A 19,826-nucleotide genomic window follows, 5' to 3' on the forward strand; every position below is an offset into this window, starting at 1 on the left:
CTTGTCATGGCACTTCTCGAGATCGAAAACCTTTCCAAGACGTTCGGCACGAACACCGTGCTGCATCAGTTCGATATGCAGATCGAGCGTGGCGAATTCATCACCTTCCTTGGGCCCTCGGGTTGCGGCAAGACGACGGTGCTGCGAATGATTGCGGGCTTTGAAACGCCCACGCGCGGCACGATCAAGCTCGCCGGGCGCGACGTCACCCATGTGCGCACGCGCCAACGCAAGGTCGGCATGGTGTTCCAGTCGTATGCGCTGTTTCCGAACATGACGGTGGCGGACAACATCGGCTTCGGGCTGAAGGTGTTGGGGCGGCCGCAGGCCGAGATCAAGGGGCGGGTGAAGGAAATGCTCGAACTGATCAAGCTGCCTCACCTGGCCGACCGGTATCCGTGGCAAATGTCCGGTGGTCAGCAGCAACGGGTGGCGCTTGCGCGCGCGTTGGCCAACAAGCCGCAGGTACTGCTGCTCGACGAACCGCTGTCCGCTCTCGACGCAAAGATTCGCGTCTCGTTGCGTGAGGACATCCGTAGCCTGCAGCGCGAGCTCGGCATTACCTCGATTTTCGTGACGCACGATCAGGAGGAGGCGCTGTCTATTTCCGATCGTATCGTGGTGATGAACGAGGGGCGCGTGGAGCAGATCGGCACGCCGTCGGAGATTTATAACTTCCCGCGCACGCGTTTCGTGGCGTCGTTTGTCGGAACGTTGAACCTGTTGTCGGGGCAGGTGGTGGATCCGGCGAGCGGAAAGATCGTGGTCGGCGGCCAGGAATTGCGGACCTCGCACGCGCTTAATTCCGCCGATACCGGCAAGCAGCGGATGCTCGCGGTCCGGCCCGAGGCCATCGTGCTGGAAGCGCCGGCGAACGGGCGCAATACGCTTGCGGCAACCGTGGAAGAGGTCAATTTCCTCGGTGCCGTGGTGCGGATCAGGACACGCGTGGATCAGTCAGTGATTTCACTCGATGTATTCAACGACCCGAACCGGCGCTTGCCGGAACGTGGGCAACCCGTGGCGCTCGGGTTCTCGCATGAGAATTTGCTGGTGCTGGAGGAGGGGACTTGAACGTGGGCTAGCTGTAGCAACTGCAGCGGCTGAAAACAAGCGCTGGTTCAAGAGGCCGCTTTGCATTGTGCAGGCGGCCTTTTTTTGGACCCAGCGGGGACTGCATACGGAACGCCTACTTTCAGTAGCTACAAAAAGTAGTTGTAAGCATGGCTTTATGCATCTACAATAAGTAGATGGAAATTGCATTCGATCGCGTGAAAGACGCCGCTAACTTGCAAAAGCACGGCGTCTCGCTGGCGGATGCAGTTCATCTTGACCGGTCGAGCCTGTTCACTACGACCGATACCCGCCGTGACTACGGCGAAGATCGGTACCAGGGCTTTGGCGTTATCGGCGGCCGGTTGTACTTCGTGGCGTTCACACCCCGTGACGACACCATGCGGGTTATCAGCTTTCGAAAAGCAAATAACCGGGAGATACACGACTATGAACAAAACTAAATTGAGGCGGAACACGCCGGAAGAAGAAGCCGCGATCAATCGCGGCATCGCTGCTGATCCCGACACCGCAGCACTATCGACGCAAGAGATGAAGGCGTTGCGCCCGCTCCCGGAGGTGATGGCCGAACGACGCATGGGGCGCCCGCCGAAAGAGCATCGCAAGGAGCAGGTCAGCGTGCGTTATGACGCGGATGTGATTGCGGCCTTCCGGGCGACGGGCGAAGGCTGGCAGACACGCATGAACAATGCGTTGCGCACCTATCTCAGCGAGCATCCGTTGAAGGCCGCTTGAGCATGATCATTGACGCATGAATCATTGCCGCATGAGTCGCGAACACGACGGGTCGCCAGGCGAACCCTGACGCTCAGCGCCGCTTTCTTCCGTGCAAAGTCGACGGATCAACACAAGGGCCGTTCCGTACTTCAGCGTCGGTGGCCTTTGTTTTCCCCAACCCCGTCACCGTTCGATCACCTTTTCCAAAAGCGACACACTCTCCGCCTCCGTCTCAAAATGTTAAGGTAGGGCTCGGTTTATTTTGAGACGGACAGCAAAAGCGTGATTTTCACCACCCATCTGAAGGCTCTAGGCGTTTCCCTCGCCGCATCGATTCTTGTTCTTGGCGCCTGTGCGCCCCTTCCTCCGGACGGCAGCGCCAGCAGCGCGCTGCCTGCGTCGACCCCCGTGCAGGTGGCGGCCGCCAAACCGCAACCCCCCCAGAGACGCACCGCCCAAGTCGATGCTTCCGGCGCTCCCGCCGCACAACGCATAGAAGTGGGCGGCCCAAGCGGTTACCGGACGGAAGTCTCCATTACGCCGCCGAAGCAGGTATGCGATCTCGACGCCTTCGCCGACGGTGTCCAGTACGGATATGCCTACACGTGGAACCGCCTCGTGATGGAACAGGCACGCGACGGCGCCAAGCCTGCCGGTGCGCCGCCGCCCCAGTTCGATCCTTCATCCATCCGTTTGCAGGACGAGCAGTACAAAATCGTGTGGAACGGCGACCAGCGGGTGAATGCGTGTGCGTCCGATGGTTATCTGATCGGGCGCATCGTGGGTACACACCGGGCTTCCACCGACCTCAAGGCCACCGCGAGCTAATCCTTCAGTGCGTCGTTTAGTCGCATTTGTGGGCGTCGGCCACGTAGGCTGACGCGCTCACGGTATCGCCGTAAATCGTATATCCCGTACCGTTCGCCGACGGTTCCGCGTCGATCAGCAACAGGGTCTGCCCGTTCGCGCCGTGTACGGCGATCACGTCGCCGTCTGCGTTCGGCGAGTATTCGCTGATCTTCAACGGCCGCACGGCCCATTTCGCCTTCACACATGCAACGAACGGCAGCACGGGGAGGTGCGACGTGCCCGAGCCGACCGGCACCGTCTTGATCAGCGAATCGTATTGGGTCGCGCAGGCGCTCAAGGCGAGGACGCTGACGGAAAGGGCGAAGGTCACAGCGGCGGCGAGGCGTTGCGTTTTCATACGGTAGAACCTTTTTATCGATGATAAATGCGGTGCCTACGAGCGGGCATCGGAGCCAAGATGCTAACCGCTCGCCCGATCAGGTGTGAAGAAAACGACCGGAACGGCCGCAAAACCGCTGCTGGACCCGGCCGAACGGCATAGACTCCCACACTTTTCTTAAGTCCCGTCAACCTAGGCCGTTATACAACCGTTGCTAACCGTAACGTTCTATTCAGGCTTTTGAAATCTGAGTGAACGCCGGATAGTCTCGAAACGGTCCGGCATTTGGCCGCCAGAACCAAGAACCAACAAAACGCCTACAAGCCGCAAGGCCAGAAGGCGTTGAAGCAAGTCCGGTAATCAGCATGTCTCGCAGAAATAGTGTCAGTTCAGTTCCTTTGCTGGAATCGCTGCTTCGTTTGCCGAAAGCGTGGCGATTGCAGCGTTTCACCGCGCCCGTGCTCGCGCTGGTTGTGTGCGCGTTGCTGCTGGTGGTTTTCCAGCATCTGTCGCACGCCGTCGACTATAAAACGGTCGTTCACCAATTGCGCATGCTTCGCTTCGAGGCGTGGGCCGGGGCGCTTGCCGCCACCGTGCTGAGCTACGTAGCGTTGGCCGGCCGCGACGCGGTCGGCCTGCGTTATCTCGACGTCAAAGTGCCGCGTTCCGTGCTGTGGGTCGGTTCGACGGTCGCCTCCGCGCTCGGCAACGCGACCGGTTTTGGCGCGCTGACCGGCGGCGCCGTACGTTGCCGCGTGTATGGCGTCGCGGGCGTTACGCCCGTGCAGGTCGGCCGCCTGACGGTGTTCACGAGCGTCACGCTGGCGCTTGCCCTGGTGTTGATGACAGCCGTTGGCATGCTGTGCGCCGCCGATACTTTGGCCGCCATGCTGCATGTATCGCCGGATATCCTGCGAGTCAGCGGCGGCGCGGTCCTGGCCGGATTTGCGGTGATGATCGTGCTGTGCCGCGCCGCCCCCCGAACGCTGCAAACACGCTGGAACTGGCTCGCCGTCACCGTTCCGGCGCGCCGCGATCTGGTTGCGCAACTCGTGCTCGCCGCGCTCGACGTATGCGCCGCTGCGCTCGCGCTGTGGGCTGTGCTGCCGCACGCCCAGGTGGGCTTTGGCGAATTCCTCACGGTATTTTCCGCTGCCATGCTGCTCGGCATGATCGGCCATACGCCAGGCGGTGTCGGCGTGTTCGAGGCTGCGATGGTGTTCGCGCTCGGCGACAGCGTGAAGACGCCCGAGATGCTGGCTGCGCTGCTGGCGTATCGCGCGATCTATTTCGGCCTGCCGCTGATCGCCGCCACGTTCGTTCTGGCAGCGTTCGAAGGCCGTGCGCTCAAGGGGCGCTTCGCGTTCCTGAATCCATCGAATGTGTCGCAGCTCGCGCCCGTATTCCTGAGCGTGGTGACCTTCGTGGTCGGCGGCATGCTCGTGATTTCCGGCGCAACGCCCGCGTTCGGCAAACGCATTGCAGTGCTGCAAGCCGTGTTGCCGCTGTGGGTGCTTGAAAGCTCGCAACTGCTGGGAAGTGTGCTGGGCGTGGTTCTGCTGTTTGTTGCGCGCGGTTTGCTGCGCCGTCTCGATGCCGCCTGGTGGCTCGCCATCGCGCTCGCGGTGGCCAACCTGGCGCTGTCGATGGCGAAGGGGCTGGCGTTTGTCGAAACGGGCGTGCTCGCGCTGCTGATCGCGTTGCTGCTGGCGACCCGCGACCGCTTTAACCGGCGCTCGTCGCTGCTCGCTGAGCAGTTCACGGTGAGCTGGCTGGTGTCGGTCGCGATCGTGATCGGGCTGGCGGTCTGGATCATGTTGTTCGCTTTTCGCGATGTCAATTACAGCCGCGACCTGTGGTGGCAATTCGCCTTCGACGAACGCGCGCCGCGCGCGTTGCGCGCGACGCTCGCGGCCGGGTTGTCCGCTGCGCTGTTCGCCGTGTGGCAGTTGCTGCGTCCGGCGGCTGGCCGGTTCGAGAAACCCGCGCCTCAGGATCTGCTCGATGCCGCGCGCATTTTCCGCGCGCAGGAGCGCAGTGACGCCGGCCTCGCGATGATGGGCGACAAGAGTTTCCTGTTCTCGACCTCGCGCGAGGCGTTCCTGATGTACGCGAAACACGGGCGCACCTGGGCGGCGTTGCACGACCCGGTCGGGCCGCGCCGCGAATGGGCGGAACTGATCCGCCGGTTCGTGGAAATGGCGCATGCGCACAATGGCCGCGCCGCGTTCTACCAGGTTCGCGCCGACGCACTGCCGCTTTACCTCGATGCCGGTCTCACGCTGATGAAGCTCGGCGAGGAAGCCCACGTCGTGCTGGAAGATTTCGACTTGAAGGGATCGCATCGCGCTCATTTGCGATACGCGCTGAAGCGTGGCGAACGCGACGGTTTCGACGTGGAAGTCATCGATTCACCGCGTGTTCCCGAGACCATGCCCGTCCTGCGCGAGATTTCCGATGCATGGCTTGGAAGCCGCGAGGCGCGGGAAAAGAGCTTTTCGGTCGCCGCCTTTACTGACGATTACCTCGCCGCGCAGTCCGTGTTGCTGGTGCGTCAGGAAGGTAAGCCGGTGGCGTTCGTCACCTTCATGACGACCGATCTGAACACCGAGGCCACAGTGGGTGTGATGCGGCATCTGCCCGACGCGTCGCCTTACGCAATGGAATATCTGTTCACGAAGCTCGCGCTCCATTTGAAGCAGGCCGGGTTCCAGACCTTGAGCCTGGGCATTGCGCCTTTGTCCGGCATGCAGCCGACACCGCTTGCTTCGCCGTGGCATCGGCTGGCTGGGTTGGTCTGGCGATTTGGCGGTCGTTTCTATAATTTCCGGGGCTTGCGCGGTTTCAAGAGCAAGTTCCAGCCGCGTTGGGAACCGCGTTATCTCGCGGCATCCGGCTCGGTCGGCGTGTTTTTCACGCTTGCAGATCTCTCGTTGCTGGCGGGAGGCTGGCGTTCATGACATTTTTCAAGAAGTTCGCGGTTGTTTCTCTGTGGTGTGTGCTGTCGGTTTCAATGGCCCATGCCGGCACCTTGCCGGGCGGCCGGTATGGCGACGTGACATTCACGAAACCTGCCGGCCCAATGCGCGGTTTCGTCGTCTTGTTCTCCGACAAGAACTGGACCCCCGCCGATACCCAGACCGCCGATGCATTGGCCAAAAACGGCGCAATGGTGGTGGGCGTGGACACGGCGCGCTACGCGGCGAAATTGCCGGCAGAGAAGGAGACTTGCCACAACCTGGTGGGTGATGCCGAGTCGGTGAGCCATCAACTTGAACGCGAAGTGCAATCCAGCCGTTATTTCGCGCCCATCCTGATGGGCACGGGTCAAGGCGGCGTGCTGGCCACGAAGATCCTGGCGCAGGCGCCGGACAATACGGTGGCGGGCGCGCTCGCACTGAATCCCGATCCGCAATTGGACGCACGTTTCAACCTGTGCCCGCCCGATCCGACCATCACGCACGCGAAGGGCCTGCCCGGTTTCTTCGATAAAACCACGCAGCCCGCCGGTAGCTCGCAAGCCGATGCGCTGCTCGCGCTCGCCACGCCGCATCTGAAGGTCGAGCAAATGCGTGACGAAGATGTGACGGATTTGCCGCTCATTGAACTGCCCGCCGCGCGTCCGACGAACCTGCTTGCCATTGTGATTTCCGGCGACGGCGGCTGGCGCGATCTCGACAAAACCGTCGCGGAGTCGTTGCAGAAGGACGGAGTGTCCGTAATCGGTATCGACAGCTTGCGTTATTTCTGGAGCGCGAAGACACCCGAGCAGACTGCCCACGACCTTGCACGCGTGATCCAGGCGTATAGCGCCCGCTGGCACTCGGAGCACGTTGCGCTGATCGGCTATTCGTTCGGCGCGGACGTGATGCCGTTCGCCTATAACCGGTTGCCGGATTCGGTGCGCGCGAAGGTGTCGTTTGTATCGTTGATGGGCTTTGCGCCGGACGCTGATTTCCAGATTCGCGTCACGGGCTGGCTCGGCATGCCGGCGAGCAAGAATGCGCTGAATGTTCAGCCGGAACTGGCGAAACTGCCGCCGTCGATCGTGCAGTGCATCTACGGGGCAGCCGAGAAAGATACGCTGTGTCCGGCGCTGACGCAGACCGGCATAGAAGTGGTGAAGACCACGGGCGATCACCACTTTGGCGGCGATTACAACGAACTCGCGCGGCACATTCTGACTAGCTGGCAGAAGCAGATCGCCGCGCGGACCTGATCCGGGTGACGGTTGCCCTTCAGCTCGAATCGTGTGGCGCGCTTTGGACGATCAAGCCGGTTGGAGCGGCCCGAGGAAATCGAGCTTTCCTACCGGCACGCCGAGGTGCCGGAGGATGTCATAAGCCGTGACAATATGGAAATAGAAGTTCGGAAGCCCGAACTGGAACAAATATTCTGCGCCGCTGAACTGCAGCTCGAAGCCTTTTTGCTTGATCGTTACAACACGCGTATCAGCGCCTTCGAATGTTCCGGCATCAATCCCTTTCAGATACGCCGTCGTCTTCGCGATGCGTTCCCGCAGTTCCTCGAACGTCGTTTCGGTATCGTCGAAACTGGGCGCGGCGACGCCCGACAGCCGTAGCGCCGACGCCTTCGATGTATCGCTTGCGCGCTGGATCTGAGCCGAGAACGGCAGCATGTCGTCGGCTAGCTGCGCGCTCGTTACGTCGGTGTCGCTCAAGCCTTTTTCCTTCGCATGGGCGGCGGCTTTATCGAGCAGGGACGCGAGGACCTCGAGGCTACGGATGAAAACCGGAACGGTTGCGCGATACATTGAAACGGACATGTTGAAGCTCCTGATTTGATCGGGCCACAAGCATACCGGGACGTTGCAGATAGCGCTTTTTCCGCAGCTCGAACGCGCATTCGCCCCGCACGCACGTGCCATTTTTCAAGCTTGCGAAATGGCGGCCGCGCTCGCTGCTCAAGGCGAAAAGCCGAGCCGCCGATCGTCGGGTCGTGAGAAACTGTGCATTCGAAATACCGCTAAACGCGGCTATCATTGACATTTAAACGGCCGGGACGCCCGTCATGATCTCAGACGATATAACTCAAGAAATACAACGCACCGACCCACTCGATCGTCAGGCATTGCGCGAATTCATCGACCGGAAGTGGGACGACGAAATTCTCCCCGCACTCACGGACTACATCGCGGTGCCCGCCAAAAGCCCGATGTTCGACCTCGACTGGGTGCGCAACGGCTTTATCGAACGCGTCATTACGGATGCTGCGCAATGGGCCGAGCGGCAACCTGTGCGTGGCCTGAAGGTGGAAGTCATCCGCTTGCCCAATCGCACGCCCGTGATCTTTTTCGAAGCACCGGCTACGCGTTCGAATAGCGGCGACACCATCGTCCTGTACGGCCATCTCGACAAACAGCCTGAGTTCGACGGCTGGCGTCGTGACCTTGGGCCGTGGTCGCCCAAATACGAAGACGGCAAGCTCTACGGACGCGGTGGCGCGGACGATGGATACGCCACGTATGCATCCATCAGCGCGATCGCCGCGCTGGATGCGCAAGGCGTCGAACGGCCGCGTTGTGTCGGCATTATCGAAACGTGTGAAGAATCGGGCAGCTTTGACTTGCTGCCTTACATTGACGCGCTGCGTGACCGGCTCGGCAATGTGAGCCTGGTGGTCTGCCTCGATTCCGGGGCGGGCAACTACGATCAGCTTTGGCTGACAACGTCGCTGCGCGGTCTGGTTGCGGGCGACCTGGAAGTGCAGGTACTCGACGAAGGCATTCACTCGGGCACGAACGGCGGTATTGCGCCGTCCACGTTTCGTATCATGCGCAGGCTGCTGGAACGGCTGGAAGATTCGAGCACGGGCAACCTGCTGCCGAAGGGTTTTCATTGCGATATCCCGCCGCGTCGCTTGAGCGAAGCGGAAGCAACGGCACGCATTCTCGGCGACGACGTCTGGAAAAAGCTCCCGTGGACTTGCGGCCAGAATGGCGGCACGGTGTTGCCTGTTACAACTGATCCGCGTGAAGCGCTGCTCGATTCCACCTGGCGGCCGTCGCTGGCCGTGACCGGGGCGGAAGGGCTGCCGTCCCTGATCAATGCGGGCAACGTGCTGCGCCCGCGGACCGCGTTCAAGTTGTCGCTGCGTCTCCCGCCGCTGGTCGAAGCCACGAAAGCGCTTGCGGAACTCAAGGCCATGCTCGAAGACGATCCTCCCTACAACGCGAAGGTCACGTTCAAGCCCGAGCGCGGCGAAGCGACCGGCTGGAGCGCGCCCGAATTATCGCCGTGGCTGGGCGATGCGTTGAACGACGCGTCGCGGCGGCATTTCGGCGCGGATGTCGCGTTCCTCGGTCAGGGCGGTACCATTCCGTTGATGAGCACGTTGCAAGAAGGTTTTCCGCGTTCGCAGTTCATGGTATGCGGTGTGCTGGGACCAAGGTCTAACGCGCACGGGCCGAATGAGTTCCTGCATGTGCCTTTCGCAAAGAAACTCACGGCGACGGTAGCCGAGGTGATCGCGGCGACGCCTTGACGGCGTGGGCCTACCCTGACTTTCAGACGGCGCGCAGCTCTTGCGCGCCGTTTTATTTGCACGGTACGTGATGAACCGGTATGCCGCTGAACTTGAAGCGCAGTCATTTTTATATCAGGAGACGCAGTCGCATGAGCACTGAAACCACGCGCGAGTCGCGCATCGCCCCGGACACCTTGCACGCCTTTGTCAGCGCGATATGGACCCACGCCGGCAGTACGCCGCGTGAAGCTGAACTGGTGGCAGATCATTTGGTGATGGCCAATCTGTCGGGGCACGATTCGCATGGTGTCGGCATGATTCCGCGCTATATGGCGTCGCTCGCGGACAACGAATTGCAGCTCAATACGCACGCTGAAATTGTCCGCGATGTCGGCGCGGTGCTGACTATCGACGGTCGCAAGGGTTTCGGGCAAGTCGTGGCGTACGAAGCGATGGAGCATGGCATCGCGCGGGCGAAAAAGCTCGGCGTGTGTGCGGTTGGCTTGCGCAATGCGCATCACATTGGACGCATCGGGCATTGGGCCGAACAGTGCGCGGCGGCCGGTCTAGTCTCGTTTCACTTCGTCAACGTGGCGGGCGATCCGCTGGTTGCGCCGTTTGGCGGTATCGACCGGCGCTTTGGCACGAACCCGTTCTGCGCCGCGTTTCCGCGCGAAGGCAACACGCCGCTGGTGCTCGACTTTGCGACCGCCGGGATTGCCTACGGCAAGACGCGCGTGGCCTATAACAAGGGCGTCAAGGTCGCGCCGGGTTACCTGATCGACCACGCGGGCGTGCCGACGATCGAGCCGAAGGTCATGCACGAAGCACCGTTTGGTTCGCTGACGGCGATGGGCGCGCACAAAGGATACGGCCTCGCCGCCATGTGCGAGATTTTCGGCGGCGCGCTGTCGGGCGGCTTCACCACGCACGCGGACACCTTGGACACGACCAACGCGATCATCAATTGCATGACATCCGTGATCGTGGACCCGAATGCCTTCGATGCCCCCAACGCGCAGGCCGAAGCCGATGCGTTCGTCGAGTGGGTGAAGGCGTCGCCGCTCGCGGCCGGGACGGACAGGATCATGGTGCCGGGCGAGCCGGAACAGGCGCGGCGGGCCGATCTCAACGCGAACGGCATTCCCATCGATCCCACCACGTGGCAGCAAATTCGCACCGCGGCCGAGCAATCGGGCATGCCGGCGGGCAAGATTGAAGGGTTTGTGCAAGCGTTGAAGTGAGACTGGTTGTTCACGGGGCGTAGGCACGTAAGCGAGGGTTGTGCATGTATAGCCCCGCCGACGCGGAGGCTGGACGTTGGCGTCCAGCCTCGCACATGCAACGTAAAAACGCCGCTTAGCTCGTCTGCACCATCTCGTTGCTAATCCACTCTGTCACGGATTTCCGCTTTGGTTCCCAGCCCAGCAGTTCCCGCGGGTGTTTGCCACGCACCCGGCTATTCGATCCCAGTCCGTACGACGCCATTTCGTAGCCCCATTCCTTCTTGGCTTCGTCGAGCGGCCAGTCTTGCGGCGCTCCGAGGCCGAGGACTTTAGCCATCGCCGTCGTCATATCCCGGAAGGACGCTTCACCGCTTTCGACGAAATAGAACGTACCGGCCGGGGATTTCTCGAGCGCACGCGCGTACAGATCGGCAACATCGTCGATATGCACGTTCGACCAGATATTGCGTCCCGGTCCCACGTGCCGCACGATGCCGCTCTTTTTCGCCTGAGCCAGCAAGCGCGGCAACTGCACGCTTTTCGCGTTCGCCATCGCGCCGTGGCCGTAGATCAGCGTATTGCACAGCACGGACGCGCGCACGCCGCGCTTGGCTGCGTCGAGCACGAGGGTGTCGATAGCGACGCGTGCGGCTTTATCGGCGGTCGGTTCGGGCAGCTTGTCCTCGTAGTAGATCGCGTCCGATCCTTCGCCGCCGGACGCATCGCCAACAATGCTCGAGCCGCTCGTGTGCAGCAGGGGTTTGTTCGAGCCTGCAAGCCCTTCGATTAACGCTTCCACCGCGCCGCGATGGTCACTGCTGGCGGCGTTGATGACGCCATCAGCCGCTTTCGCCTGCGCGATCAGCAACGCCTGGTCGTCCAGGCTGCCGATCACGGGCTCAATGCCGAGCGCCTTGAGTTCGTCCGCCTGTTCCGGGCGGCGGATAAGGCCGCTGACCTGATGGCCGTCGCGAACCAGACGCGCCGCAATCGAACCGCCGATAAAACCACCTGCGCCAGTCACAAAAATTTTCATGTCCGCTCTCCTTTCTGAATTGAGCCATTGAGTCGATGCATGCAGTATCCCCGTCTCCGGCTTTCGCAAAAACAGTGTTAATCTCAAATGAATCTTGATTGAAAATCAACAATGAATAGATGAAAACGACCACCGAAGAACTGCTGGCGTTCGTGACCGTGATCGATAGCGGCTCAATCACAGCGGCCGCCGAGGCATTGCAGCAAACCGTTTCAGGCGTGAGCCGGGCGTTGACGCGGCTGGAACACAAGCTTGACGCCACGCTTGTGCGTCGAACCACGCGCCGCTTGCAGCTCACCGACGAAGGCGAACTTTTCCTGGTACGCGCCCGTGCCATCCTCGCCGCAATGGAGGACGCCGAGGAGTCGATCGCCCGGCAACGCGCGCGGCCAGCGGGGCGGCTGCGGGTGGATGCTGCGTCGCCGTTCATGCTGCATTGCATCGTGCCGCATGTGCAGGCGTTCGCTGCGGCGTATCCGGAGATCGTGCTGGAATTAAGCAGCAATGAGCGGATTGTCGACTTGATGGAACAGCGCGTGGATATCGCGATCCGGATTGGCGCCTTGCAGGACTCCACGCTGCACGCACGTTCGCTCGGCAGCAGCCGGTTGCGCATTCTGGCGAGTCCTTCTTATCTCGCGGAACATGGGGAACCGCGTACGGTAGCGGAATTGCGTCGGCATCGGCTGATCGGTTTTACAGCGCCCGAGAGCCTGAACGACTGGCCGTTAATCGATGACGACACCGAAAACCGGGACACAGGCGCGCGCTTTCGGATCGTGCCGGAAATAGCCGCATCGAGTGGCGAAACCATGCGGCAACTGGCGCTGGCCGGCGGCGGCGTCGTTTGCCTCGCCGCGTACATGACCCGCGCCGACGTGGCCAGCGGACGCCTGCACACCGTGATGGACCCCGTTTTGCTCGATGTCCGGCAACCGATCAGCGCGGTGTTTTACCAGAGCGCATCCATGGCGGGACGGGCAAAAGCCTTCCTCGATTTCATCGCCGGACGGTTGGTGCTTTGAAGCACGCGACGTATGCTGCCGATGTCCCTTTCCTTTGTTCCCCTTCGCGAGTGTTCGTATGCCTATTCAACTCATCAACGCGCCAGGTCTTCCGGTTCCCGCAGGCCACTACAGCCACGCGACTCGCGCGGGTAATCTCGTCTGCGTGTCCGGTCAATTGCCGATGCGTCCAGACGGCACGCATACCGGTGACTTGCCGTTCGAACACCAGGCTCAGCAGGCGCTGGACAATGTCAGCACGGTGCTGGCGGCGGCTGGAGCGGGGTTGAAGGACGTGATCGAGGTGACGGTGTATCTGGTTGGCGTGGATCATTGGAAAACCTTCAACGAGATCTACGCGCGTCATTTCGGCGACTGGAAACCCGCGCGGGCAGTGGTTCCCGTGGGCGCGCTGCATTATGGTTATCTGCTGGAAATCGCGGCGCGGGCTTGGGTGAAACCGGCTTGAATTGTTGTTTGCGTTATTGGTAGAGACGGATCGGGGCGAGCGCACAGGCGTTCGAATCCCGTTGGCGTAAAGCGGCGGCGCTTTTATGATGGCGAGGTCGCGTGCTCACAGGTGTCCTCACAGGTGGCGTCATGATCCAACTCGTGCTGTTTCTGCTGGGCGTGGACTACCTGCGCCGCCGATGGCTTACGCTGGCCTTGGCGGGAGGCATCTGGCTGGTGATCGGGGTGTCGGTGTTTATCGATGCCCTCGACGGTGTCCTGTATTTTCCTATCCACGTCTTCGCCTGGCTGCTGCTTGTTGAGGGTCTGGCGACGCTTGCTGTTGCCCGTGTTGGTGTGGGCGGCCAGCGCACGCTGCGTTACGTGAAAGGTGGCGCGTTCACGCTCGCCGCGCTGCTGATCATGGCGGGCAATCATCACGGCAACTTCGTTCTGTCGATGATCTTCGGTACGCTTTTTCTCGCCGATGGCTTGCTGCAAAGCGTGTCGGCCGTTGTGGTGCGTTATAGCCGATGGCGGATCGTGCTGGCGTTGGCTATCGTCGAAATCCTGCTCGCAATCTTTTTCTTCGAACCGTATCCCACGCATTACGTTGGCACCGCGCCTTATGCGATCGGGCTCGGACTCGCGTTCGGTGGCTGGAACATGCTGTGGATTGCGTTTCGCGTTCGCCGCATGGAAAGCCTGCCGCCTGAAAACGAGAAGGCGCTGGCGCTTTCCGATGATGTCATCGCCGATCCCGCCCTCGCTGAAAAGTCCGCTACGGCAAAGGCCGCTGCGGTGGCGGTGGCAACCGAGGCCGACAGCCCGTTCGAATGGGACGGGCCGCCCGCCGCCGATGAAAAAGCGCTCACCGTGCATGTGTGGACGCCCGTCGGATCCGCGAGGGCGCAGGCCAACCGGCGATTGATCGTGGACCGCTACATTGCCGCTGTCGATGCGAACGGCGTCATCTCGACGGGCCACGCAGCGTTGGAGTCACCCGAGGGCATTTACATCAGCCTGTATCCGGGCGTGGAACTCGACCGTTCGCCGGACGAGTTCGGACGGATCTTGCGCGCGACTCGCGAGAACAACGTGCCGGGCACGTTTCAGCCGGACTACGCGACGGAATCGAAGGCATGGTGCGAATCTACGACCCGGGTACGTATTCGCAATTACCGGCCGGACAGGTTGAAGGCGTTCTGGGAGAAATATCGGCAGGATCCGACCTATAACCTTACCTACCGGAATTGTTCGAGTACGGTCTCCAAGGCGCTGGAAGCGGCGCTCGAAGGGTCGGTGGGCACGTTTCATGGTCGCGATACCGGTTGGCGCGCGTTCTTGCGCCTGATCGTCACGCCAGAGCTGTGGGTCGCTGCGCAGATCCGCAAGCGCGCGGCCACCATGGCCTGGACCCCCGGTCTGACGCTCGACTACGCGCGGGCGCTGAGCATGCTGGCCGATCCCCGGCCATTTGGCTATCTCAAGATGGCGCGGCTCGCAGTGCGCAAGATGCTGCGCTCGCGGCGTGAGTGGCGACAGGAAGCAGCCGATGCGGCCGACGCCCGCGCAAGCCGCATGGATGGCTCGCGCATTTCATAGCCGGTGTTCGCCGACGTGACCTCGTGGTGCAACTTCTCGGTGCGCCGCCGTCGTTGATTGGCGAAGTCCGTTCGCTAGTTGTTGTCGGCGGCGAGCGCTATCGTTGCCGGGTCGGGCCGGCCCGGGCGGCGCGGCTCAAGCGTTTGCAGCTCAGGCATTTTCCTCTGAGGCCTTTGCGGCTTCCGCGTGCGTGGCCCAGGCGTTTGCAAATCAAGCGCTTGGAACGCCAGCGTTCTCGGCGGCTCACGCGAGATCGAGCGTGGCCGTCATGTCCCCTAGCGGCGCCTCGCCGTTTGCCGCGAATGCCCGGTCCCGCGCGACAACACCGTCAAGTGGCACCAGATTGTGGACGCGCGTGATGAAACGCAGGATGGAGTTTGTGTCGTAGACCGTATGGTCGACGAGCCCCTTCTTCGCGAAGGGCGCAATCATCAGGGCCGGAATGCGCGACCCCGGTCCCCATCGATCCCCTTTCGGCGGCGGCACGTGATCCCACCAGCCGCCGTTCTCATCGTGCGTGATGATGACCACCGTGCTTTCCCACTGCGGTCCACGCTGGATTCGCTCGACAATGTTGGCGAGATGCCGGTCACCCGATTCGACATCGGCGTAACCGGCGTGCATGTTCAGATTGCCTTGCGGCTTATAGAACGTCACAGCCGGCAGTCGCCCTGTGTCAATATCCGCAATGAGCTTGTTGGTCGACGGATCGTCGCCCAGACCGGCGTCGCGAAGATGTTGCGTGCGAGCCTGCGTGCCGGGAGCAAAGCTGCGGAAATAATTGAACGGTTGGTGGTGATACTGGAAATCGGGAACCATGCCGGTGTCGCGATGCGTGAGCGCATAGTCCCAGCCGCCGCTGTACCACGCCCAGTCCACGCCTTTGTCCGATAACCGGTCGCCGATGGTGGCGTAACTCTGCGGCGACAGCACGCGATAATTCGATGGATCCGCCAGCGCCGGATCGCCGCCTTCCGCTGGGCGGACATTGCTCGGCTGATACGGTGGCGCCATGGTGTTGACCGCGTAGCCGTCGGCTGTGAGCGCGCCGTCGTTGACGTAGGACGGCGGACCATCCAGCGCCGATGCCGGTGACTCGGCCGCGAGTTTCAGGCGCGTGCCCAGCGGATCGTCGCCGTCCAGTACGGACAGCAGCTTTTTCGCGGGGCCGTTCTGTGCATCCGGATAAAACGGGGCCTGTGCCGAGATCAAATAAATATGATTGAGCCAGGAACCGCCGAATGCGGCCATGAAGAAGTTGTCGCACAGCACGTTTTCCCGGGCGATGTTCCAGAGCTTCAGCGAGTCAGCCGAGTTGCGGTAATGTCCCATGACCAGGCCGCCGGAATCGCCCCATGCGGCGAACTGGTTGTTGCGGCCCGCGTTGATCTGCATCTGGTTCTGATAGAAACGGTGCACAAGATCGCGCGTGATGACGCCGTTCGGCAGTGGTTGCCCCTGCGCATCGACAAGATGAAACGGACCGTTCGGCACGCCGTCGATCTGCTTTTCCGAAATCATGTAGCGCTTGCCGTCCACTTCCTGCGCTTGCGGCACGAGGCCACCCCAGATTTTCGGCAGCACAGGCATGGGTGTGCGCCCGTCACGGTCCAGTTGCACGTAGCGCGACGCGGGCACGGCTTCCAGCGGATATTGCACGCCGGGATAGTTACCCCAGAGGTTACTGAAGCTGCGATTTTCCGCGTAGATCACGACAATATGACGGACCTGCGCCTGCAGCGTTTTGTCGAGCGCGATGTCAGCGGCGGTCTTGGGTGTAACCGGGCGCGAGTCAAAGAGATTACAGCCGCTCAGCGACAATCCGGTGAGGCCAGCCAGCCCGACCCCAGCCGCAAGCAGGCGGCGGCGTACGGGATCGTGAGGCAGGTCGGACGCGGGTTGTTCGTCGCGGGGATCATCAGTGTGGCTCATCGCAGCTCCTGGAATGTCTGGCTGTCTGGCGGTTCATCAATGTGTCTATTGATGCAGCTAAATATATTGTGACTCAATCTTGCGGCTGACTATTTTGAATCAAAGCAGCGATTTAAAGCATTAAATCAAACCCGCGAATCAAGGCAATGCAACAGTGCGAGGCGCTACTCGATCACCTATGGCGAAGAGCGTCTGTAGGTTGCTTCATCCGCTTGTCGTCTACCTGAATCTTGCCCGGAAACGCTTGGTTGCCGATAGCTGACCGAACGGCCTATGTGTTGAAAAAAAGGTGTTTGCGCAGACGTCGTATGCCGTTCGGTCGACTGGAAAGCAACACGCTGGGCGACTACTATCGTTCGAACTGCCCGGGAATCAACTGAGTAATGATTTTAACGTGTTTCCGATGCGGTCCATTCAAGACTGCCATTCCCTTTGATCGGATGGCTTTTGCTAAGAACTAAGTAGTCCAATATTATTCATCGCTGTACGCCGTGTTCCAGGAATTTTCGGACACGTGCCGAACATGGGAGACGAGGAGGCGGGAAATGAACGCGCTTGAGGCAGAAAAATAACTGCGGCGAAGGCACAAGATCGGCCTTACAAGCTGATCGATGGCAACGGATTGCAATCGGATTGCAACCCACGGCGCAAGTCCCCGCAACTGGCACCCTCACCGGTAAACTCAGGCTATAGCCCCTCGCGTCGCGGAGGATTTGGTGTAGTAATGCTTATCAACTGCCGTCTGGCCAAATTTGATCGCGCACTCGCAGGCTTCTTTCTCAGTGGCGAAATCCCCTAGCGAGCCGAGAGCGCGGCGGTTGCCGTCGGGTCCTCGTAGAACTAACATCGAAGCGAACGACCCCGCAGAACCGACAGCCAAGGGCAGCAAGATCCAACCCTTATATGGAACAGGAATGGCATGCATGTTCTCGGCGTCCGCTTAATAATTACGGGTGTCCCCACCCATAAATTCTAGGACACTCTTTACCGCTTTTCCGAGAATGCGCACTGCTCATCGAACTGATCAAGTGCGATGAATAGGGCGTCAGCGCGACGTAGTAGGGAGGGCGACCGTTCGATGCAATCCAGTATGTCGGAGAGTCGTTTTCGCCAGTAATCTGAGGTTAAGAAAGGATTCAGTTCTATTTCGGAGAGCGAATGCCGAATGATCGCCTCAATGTGGGTCAGTTCCTTGTCAATCAGTGCGTGCATTGGCAGTCCTGTCGATGAGTTCACCATATTATTTGTCGGATGATTGCTAGCTGTAGCATGGGCTGCAATTGTACTAAACGACTGGGGGGAGTGCTAAAAACGAGACCGCGGACCCCTTCTGTCACCGAATCAAAACTTCATATGAGTAGTCCGAACGTATTTTTTGATTTCCCTAAGCTCGTCCTCGCAATTGATTGCTTGACCGAGGCGGTGTCGGTGTTGCCACGTACCCGAATGATGACTTGCCTACGGGTGTTGTATGTCTTGGTTACTGCGTAGAGCGTTTCGCTCGCTGCAAGACGTTCAAGTACTTCTGCCCGGTACTGATGTCCTGCACTGACGAACTACCCAGTGTGGGGCTCTCGGCTTTGGCACGCGTTAGACGGTTATGTTCGCTGGTAATCAGGTCGCGCTTAAACAAACTGTGCCGTTGCTTCCAGCACGCCCATGGTCATCCCGCCGGCGCTGCTCGTCAGGTCCACACCACAAGGGCGAGATAGTGCACGCGTACACCGCCGCTTTCCAGCGCCTGCACAGTCTTGCCGTACATCAATGCTTTTGCGGCCCGACCTGGCGAACCTGGTCACAATCAGTACGTTATGTCGTCTGACTTCATCCGTTCTAACTGCTTGATAAGCCCGATCGTGCCTCGGCAGCGGTGCTACCGCTGATGTTCTCGCACACGACGCGCGAGGGCTGTACGTCGAATCCAGCAGCCTCGATTTCCTGCATCTGGTTCTTGGTCGTTTGATCGGAGGTGGAAACTGGCAATAGGCGCAAGTGCAGCTCACGGCGGTTCTTCGCCGCGGCAATCGTGCGGTTAGTCAAATAGGTTGTAGCCTGATGGCAGCGCTCTGGCCATGCTGATTTCGGGCACGATTTCGATTTCAGCCAAGTGCCGGACACGGACATGACGGTGCCGCAAAAAAGTGATAGCGTTACGCCCTAACGCCTTGTTCTGAAACAAGTTTTTAAGTTTTTCTTCGCGCCAAAAAACTAGCTGAGTACCAGTTTCACGCCGACAATCACCAGCGTGGCAGCCAGCACGTTGCGCAGCAACACCTCCGGCGCCCGGGCGGAAAGCATGCTGCCCAGCACAATCCCGGGCAGCGAACCCACGAGCAGGGACGCTAGCAGGTCCCAGTTGACGGAACCGAGCAGCCAGTGGCCGGTCCCTGCAATTAGCGTGAGCGGAACCGCGTGCGCAATATCCGACCCAACTATTCGCGCGGTCGGCAGTCGCGGGTAGAGGAGCAAGAGCACGGTCACGCCAATGGCGCCCGCGCCGACCGAGGTGATCGACACCAGCACGCCCAGGATTGCGCCGGTAAGCACGGTCCAGGCGACTGTGCGGGTTTCACGGCTCGCCGCTCCTGGTTTTCCGCTCGCCTCACGGGCCATCCCGGTTTTGTAGGCCAGGCGCGCAAGCTGTGGACGGAACACGAGCGAGACGGCTGTAACCAGCAGCGCGTAGCCAAGCACGAGCTGGATTACCCGGGCGGCGGCGGGTGTGTTCAAACCGTACCGGTTGAGCAGGAGCAGGGTGATGGCCGCAGCAGGAATACTTCCCGCCGCGAGCCGGCCCGTGATACGCCAGTCCACGGAACCCTTGATGCCGTGGACCAGCGTGCCGGCTGTCTTGGTCGCGGCCGCGTAAAGCAGGTCGGTGCCGACCGCGGTGGCTGGGTGGATGCCGAACAGGAGCACGAGCAGCGGCGTCATCAGGGAGCCGCCACCCACGCCCGTCAAGCCCACGAGGAAGCCGACGGCCAGGCCGGATGCTGAATACAGTAAGTTGATGTGCGGAAAAGACATGCGGCGAGGAGAACCGGTTGGGTGAGCGTCGGTCGAAAAACGGTCGATGATAGCGGGTCCGCGGTGCGCTTGCCTCCGGT

Annotated in this window: 16 protein-coding genes; 11 read left to right on the top strand and 5 right to left on the bottom strand. The window is 60.9% G+C overall.

Annotated elements, in window-relative coordinates:
* The first annotated feature begins 6 nt into the window (after window positions 1-6).
* From GSQ93_RS33610 to GSQ93_RS33625, 4 genes are all read left to right on the top strand, one after another.
* Window positions 7-1,074 carry an ABC transporter ATP-binding protein gene (locus GSQ93_RS33610; RefSeq protein ID WP_158940239.1) on the top strand — a complete coding sequence of 356 codons (1,068 nt, stop codon included), beginning with the start codon at window positions 7-9 and terminating at the stop codon, window positions 1,072-1,074.
* A 176-nt stretch (window positions 1,075-1,250) separates the two neighbouring features.
* The gene (locus tag GSQ93_RS33615; RefSeq protein ID WP_158940240.1) at window positions 1,251-1,517 is read left to right on the top strand and encodes a BrnT family toxin; all 267 of its coding nucleotides are present in this window, start codon (window positions 1,251-1,253) and stop codon (window positions 1,515-1,517) included.
* Window positions 1,504-1,809, top strand: a complete 306-nt coding sequence (locus tag GSQ93_RS33620) for a BrnA antitoxin family protein (RefSeq protein WP_158940241.1) — start codon at window positions 1,504-1,506, stop codon at window positions 1,807-1,809. Before GSQ93_RS33615 ends, GSQ93_RS33620 begins: the two co-directional genes overlap by 14 nt.
* A 264-nt stretch (window positions 1,810-2,073) precedes the next feature.
* Window positions 2,074-2,619 carry a hypothetical protein gene (locus tag GSQ93_RS33625; protein ID WP_158940242.1) on the top strand — a complete coding sequence of 182 codons (546 nt, stop codon included), beginning with the start codon at window positions 2,074-2,076 and terminating at the stop codon, window positions 2,617-2,619.
* A gap of 16 nt (window positions 2,620-2,635) precedes the next feature.
* Here the strand turns inward: GSQ93_RS33625 and GSQ93_RS33630 are convergent, their stop codons facing one another.
* Complete coding sequence (locus tag GSQ93_RS33630) at window positions 2,636-2,998, bottom strand: hypothetical protein (protein WP_254074203.1); 363 nt, start codon at window positions 2,996-2,998, stop codon at window positions 2,636-2,638.
* Between the two features lie 347 nt (window positions 2,999-3,345).
* Here GSQ93_RS33630 and mprF point away from each other — a divergent pair, with 347 nt between their 5' ends.
* Together mprF and GSQ93_RS33640 are read left to right on the top strand one after the other, a co-directional pair.
* A complete protein-coding gene (gene mprF, locus GSQ93_RS33635; RefSeq protein WP_158940243.1) occupies window positions 3,346-5,940 on the top strand; it encodes a bifunctional lysylphosphatidylglycerol flippase/synthetase MprF in 2,595 nt (864 codons plus the stop codon).
* Complete coding sequence (locus GSQ93_RS33640) at window positions 5,937-7,199, top strand: virulence factor family protein (protein WP_254074204.1); 1,263 nt, start codon at window positions 5,937-5,939, stop codon at window positions 7,197-7,199. The genes mprF and GSQ93_RS33640 overlap by 4 nt, the downstream gene beginning before the upstream one ends.
* A 51-nt stretch (window positions 7,200-7,250) precedes the next feature.
* Here GSQ93_RS33640 and GSQ93_RS33645 read toward each other — a convergent pair whose 3' ends face one another.
* Entirely contained in the window at window positions 7,251-7,766 is a 516-nt protein-coding gene (locus GSQ93_RS33645) for a DUF1993 family protein (RefSeq protein ID WP_158940244.1), read from the bottom strand.
* 245 nt (window positions 7,767-8,011) lie between these two features.
* On the opposite strand from GSQ93_RS33645, the gene GSQ93_RS33650 reads away from it, so the two are divergent.
* A complete protein-coding gene (locus tag GSQ93_RS33650; RefSeq protein WP_158940245.1) occupies window positions 8,012-9,484 on the top strand; it encodes a M20 family metallopeptidase in 1,473 nt (490 codons plus the stop codon).
* Window positions 9,485-9,615: 131 nt separating this feature from the next.
* Window positions 9,616-10,710, top strand: coding sequence for a malate/lactate/ureidoglycolate dehydrogenase (locus GSQ93_RS33655; RefSeq protein WP_158940246.1), 1,095 nt, complete (start codon window positions 9,616-9,618; stop codon window positions 10,708-10,710).
* A 115-nt stretch (window positions 10,711-10,825) separates the two neighbouring features.
* On the opposite strand, the gene GSQ93_RS33660 is transcribed toward GSQ93_RS33655, so the two are convergent.
* Window positions 10,826-11,728, bottom strand: a complete 903-nt coding sequence (locus GSQ93_RS33660) for an NAD-dependent epimerase/dehydratase family protein (protein ID WP_158940247.1) — start codon at window positions 11,726-11,728, stop codon at window positions 10,826-10,828.
* 119 nt (window positions 11,729-11,847) lie between these two features.
* Here GSQ93_RS33660 and GSQ93_RS33665 point away from each other — a divergent pair, with 119 nt between their 5' ends.
* From GSQ93_RS33665 to GSQ93_RS33675, 3 genes are all read left to right on the top strand, one after another.
* Window positions 11,848-12,753: a LysR family transcriptional regulator gene (locus tag GSQ93_RS33665; protein WP_158940248.1), complete on the top strand. Its 906-nt coding sequence runs from the start codon at window positions 11,848-11,850 to the stop codon at window positions 12,751-12,753.
* Window positions 12,754-12,811: 58 nt separating this feature from the next.
* Entirely contained in the window at window positions 12,812-13,201 is a 390-nt protein-coding gene (locus GSQ93_RS33670) for a RidA family protein (protein WP_158940249.1), read from the top strand.
* Between the two features lie 131 nt (window positions 13,202-13,332).
* The gene (locus GSQ93_RS33675) at window positions 13,333-14,787 is read left to right on the top strand and encodes an HdeD family acid-resistance protein (RefSeq protein WP_158940250.1); all 1,455 of its coding nucleotides are present in this window, start codon (window positions 13,333-13,335) and stop codon (window positions 14,785-14,787) included.
* A 243-nt stretch (window positions 14,788-15,030) separates the two neighbouring features.
* On the opposite strand, the gene GSQ93_RS33680 is transcribed toward GSQ93_RS33675, so the two are convergent.
* The gene (locus tag GSQ93_RS33680; protein ID WP_158940251.1) at window positions 15,031-16,719 is read right to left on the bottom strand and encodes an acid phosphatase; all 1,689 of its coding nucleotides are present in this window, start codon (window positions 16,717-16,719) and stop codon (window positions 15,031-15,033) included.
* Between the two features lie 2,208 nt (window positions 16,720-18,927).
* Window positions 18,928-19,746: a sulfite exporter TauE/SafE family protein gene (locus GSQ93_RS33685; RefSeq protein WP_158940252.1), complete on the bottom strand. Its 819-nt coding sequence runs from the start codon at window positions 19,744-19,746 to the stop codon at window positions 18,928-18,930.
* Between the last annotated feature and the right edge of the window lie 80 nt (window positions 19,747-19,826).

Source organism: Burkholderia sp. S171, from assembly GCF_009766085.1.
Taxonomy (GTDB): Bacteria; Pseudomonadota; Gammaproteobacteria; order Burkholderiales; family Burkholderiaceae; genus Caballeronia.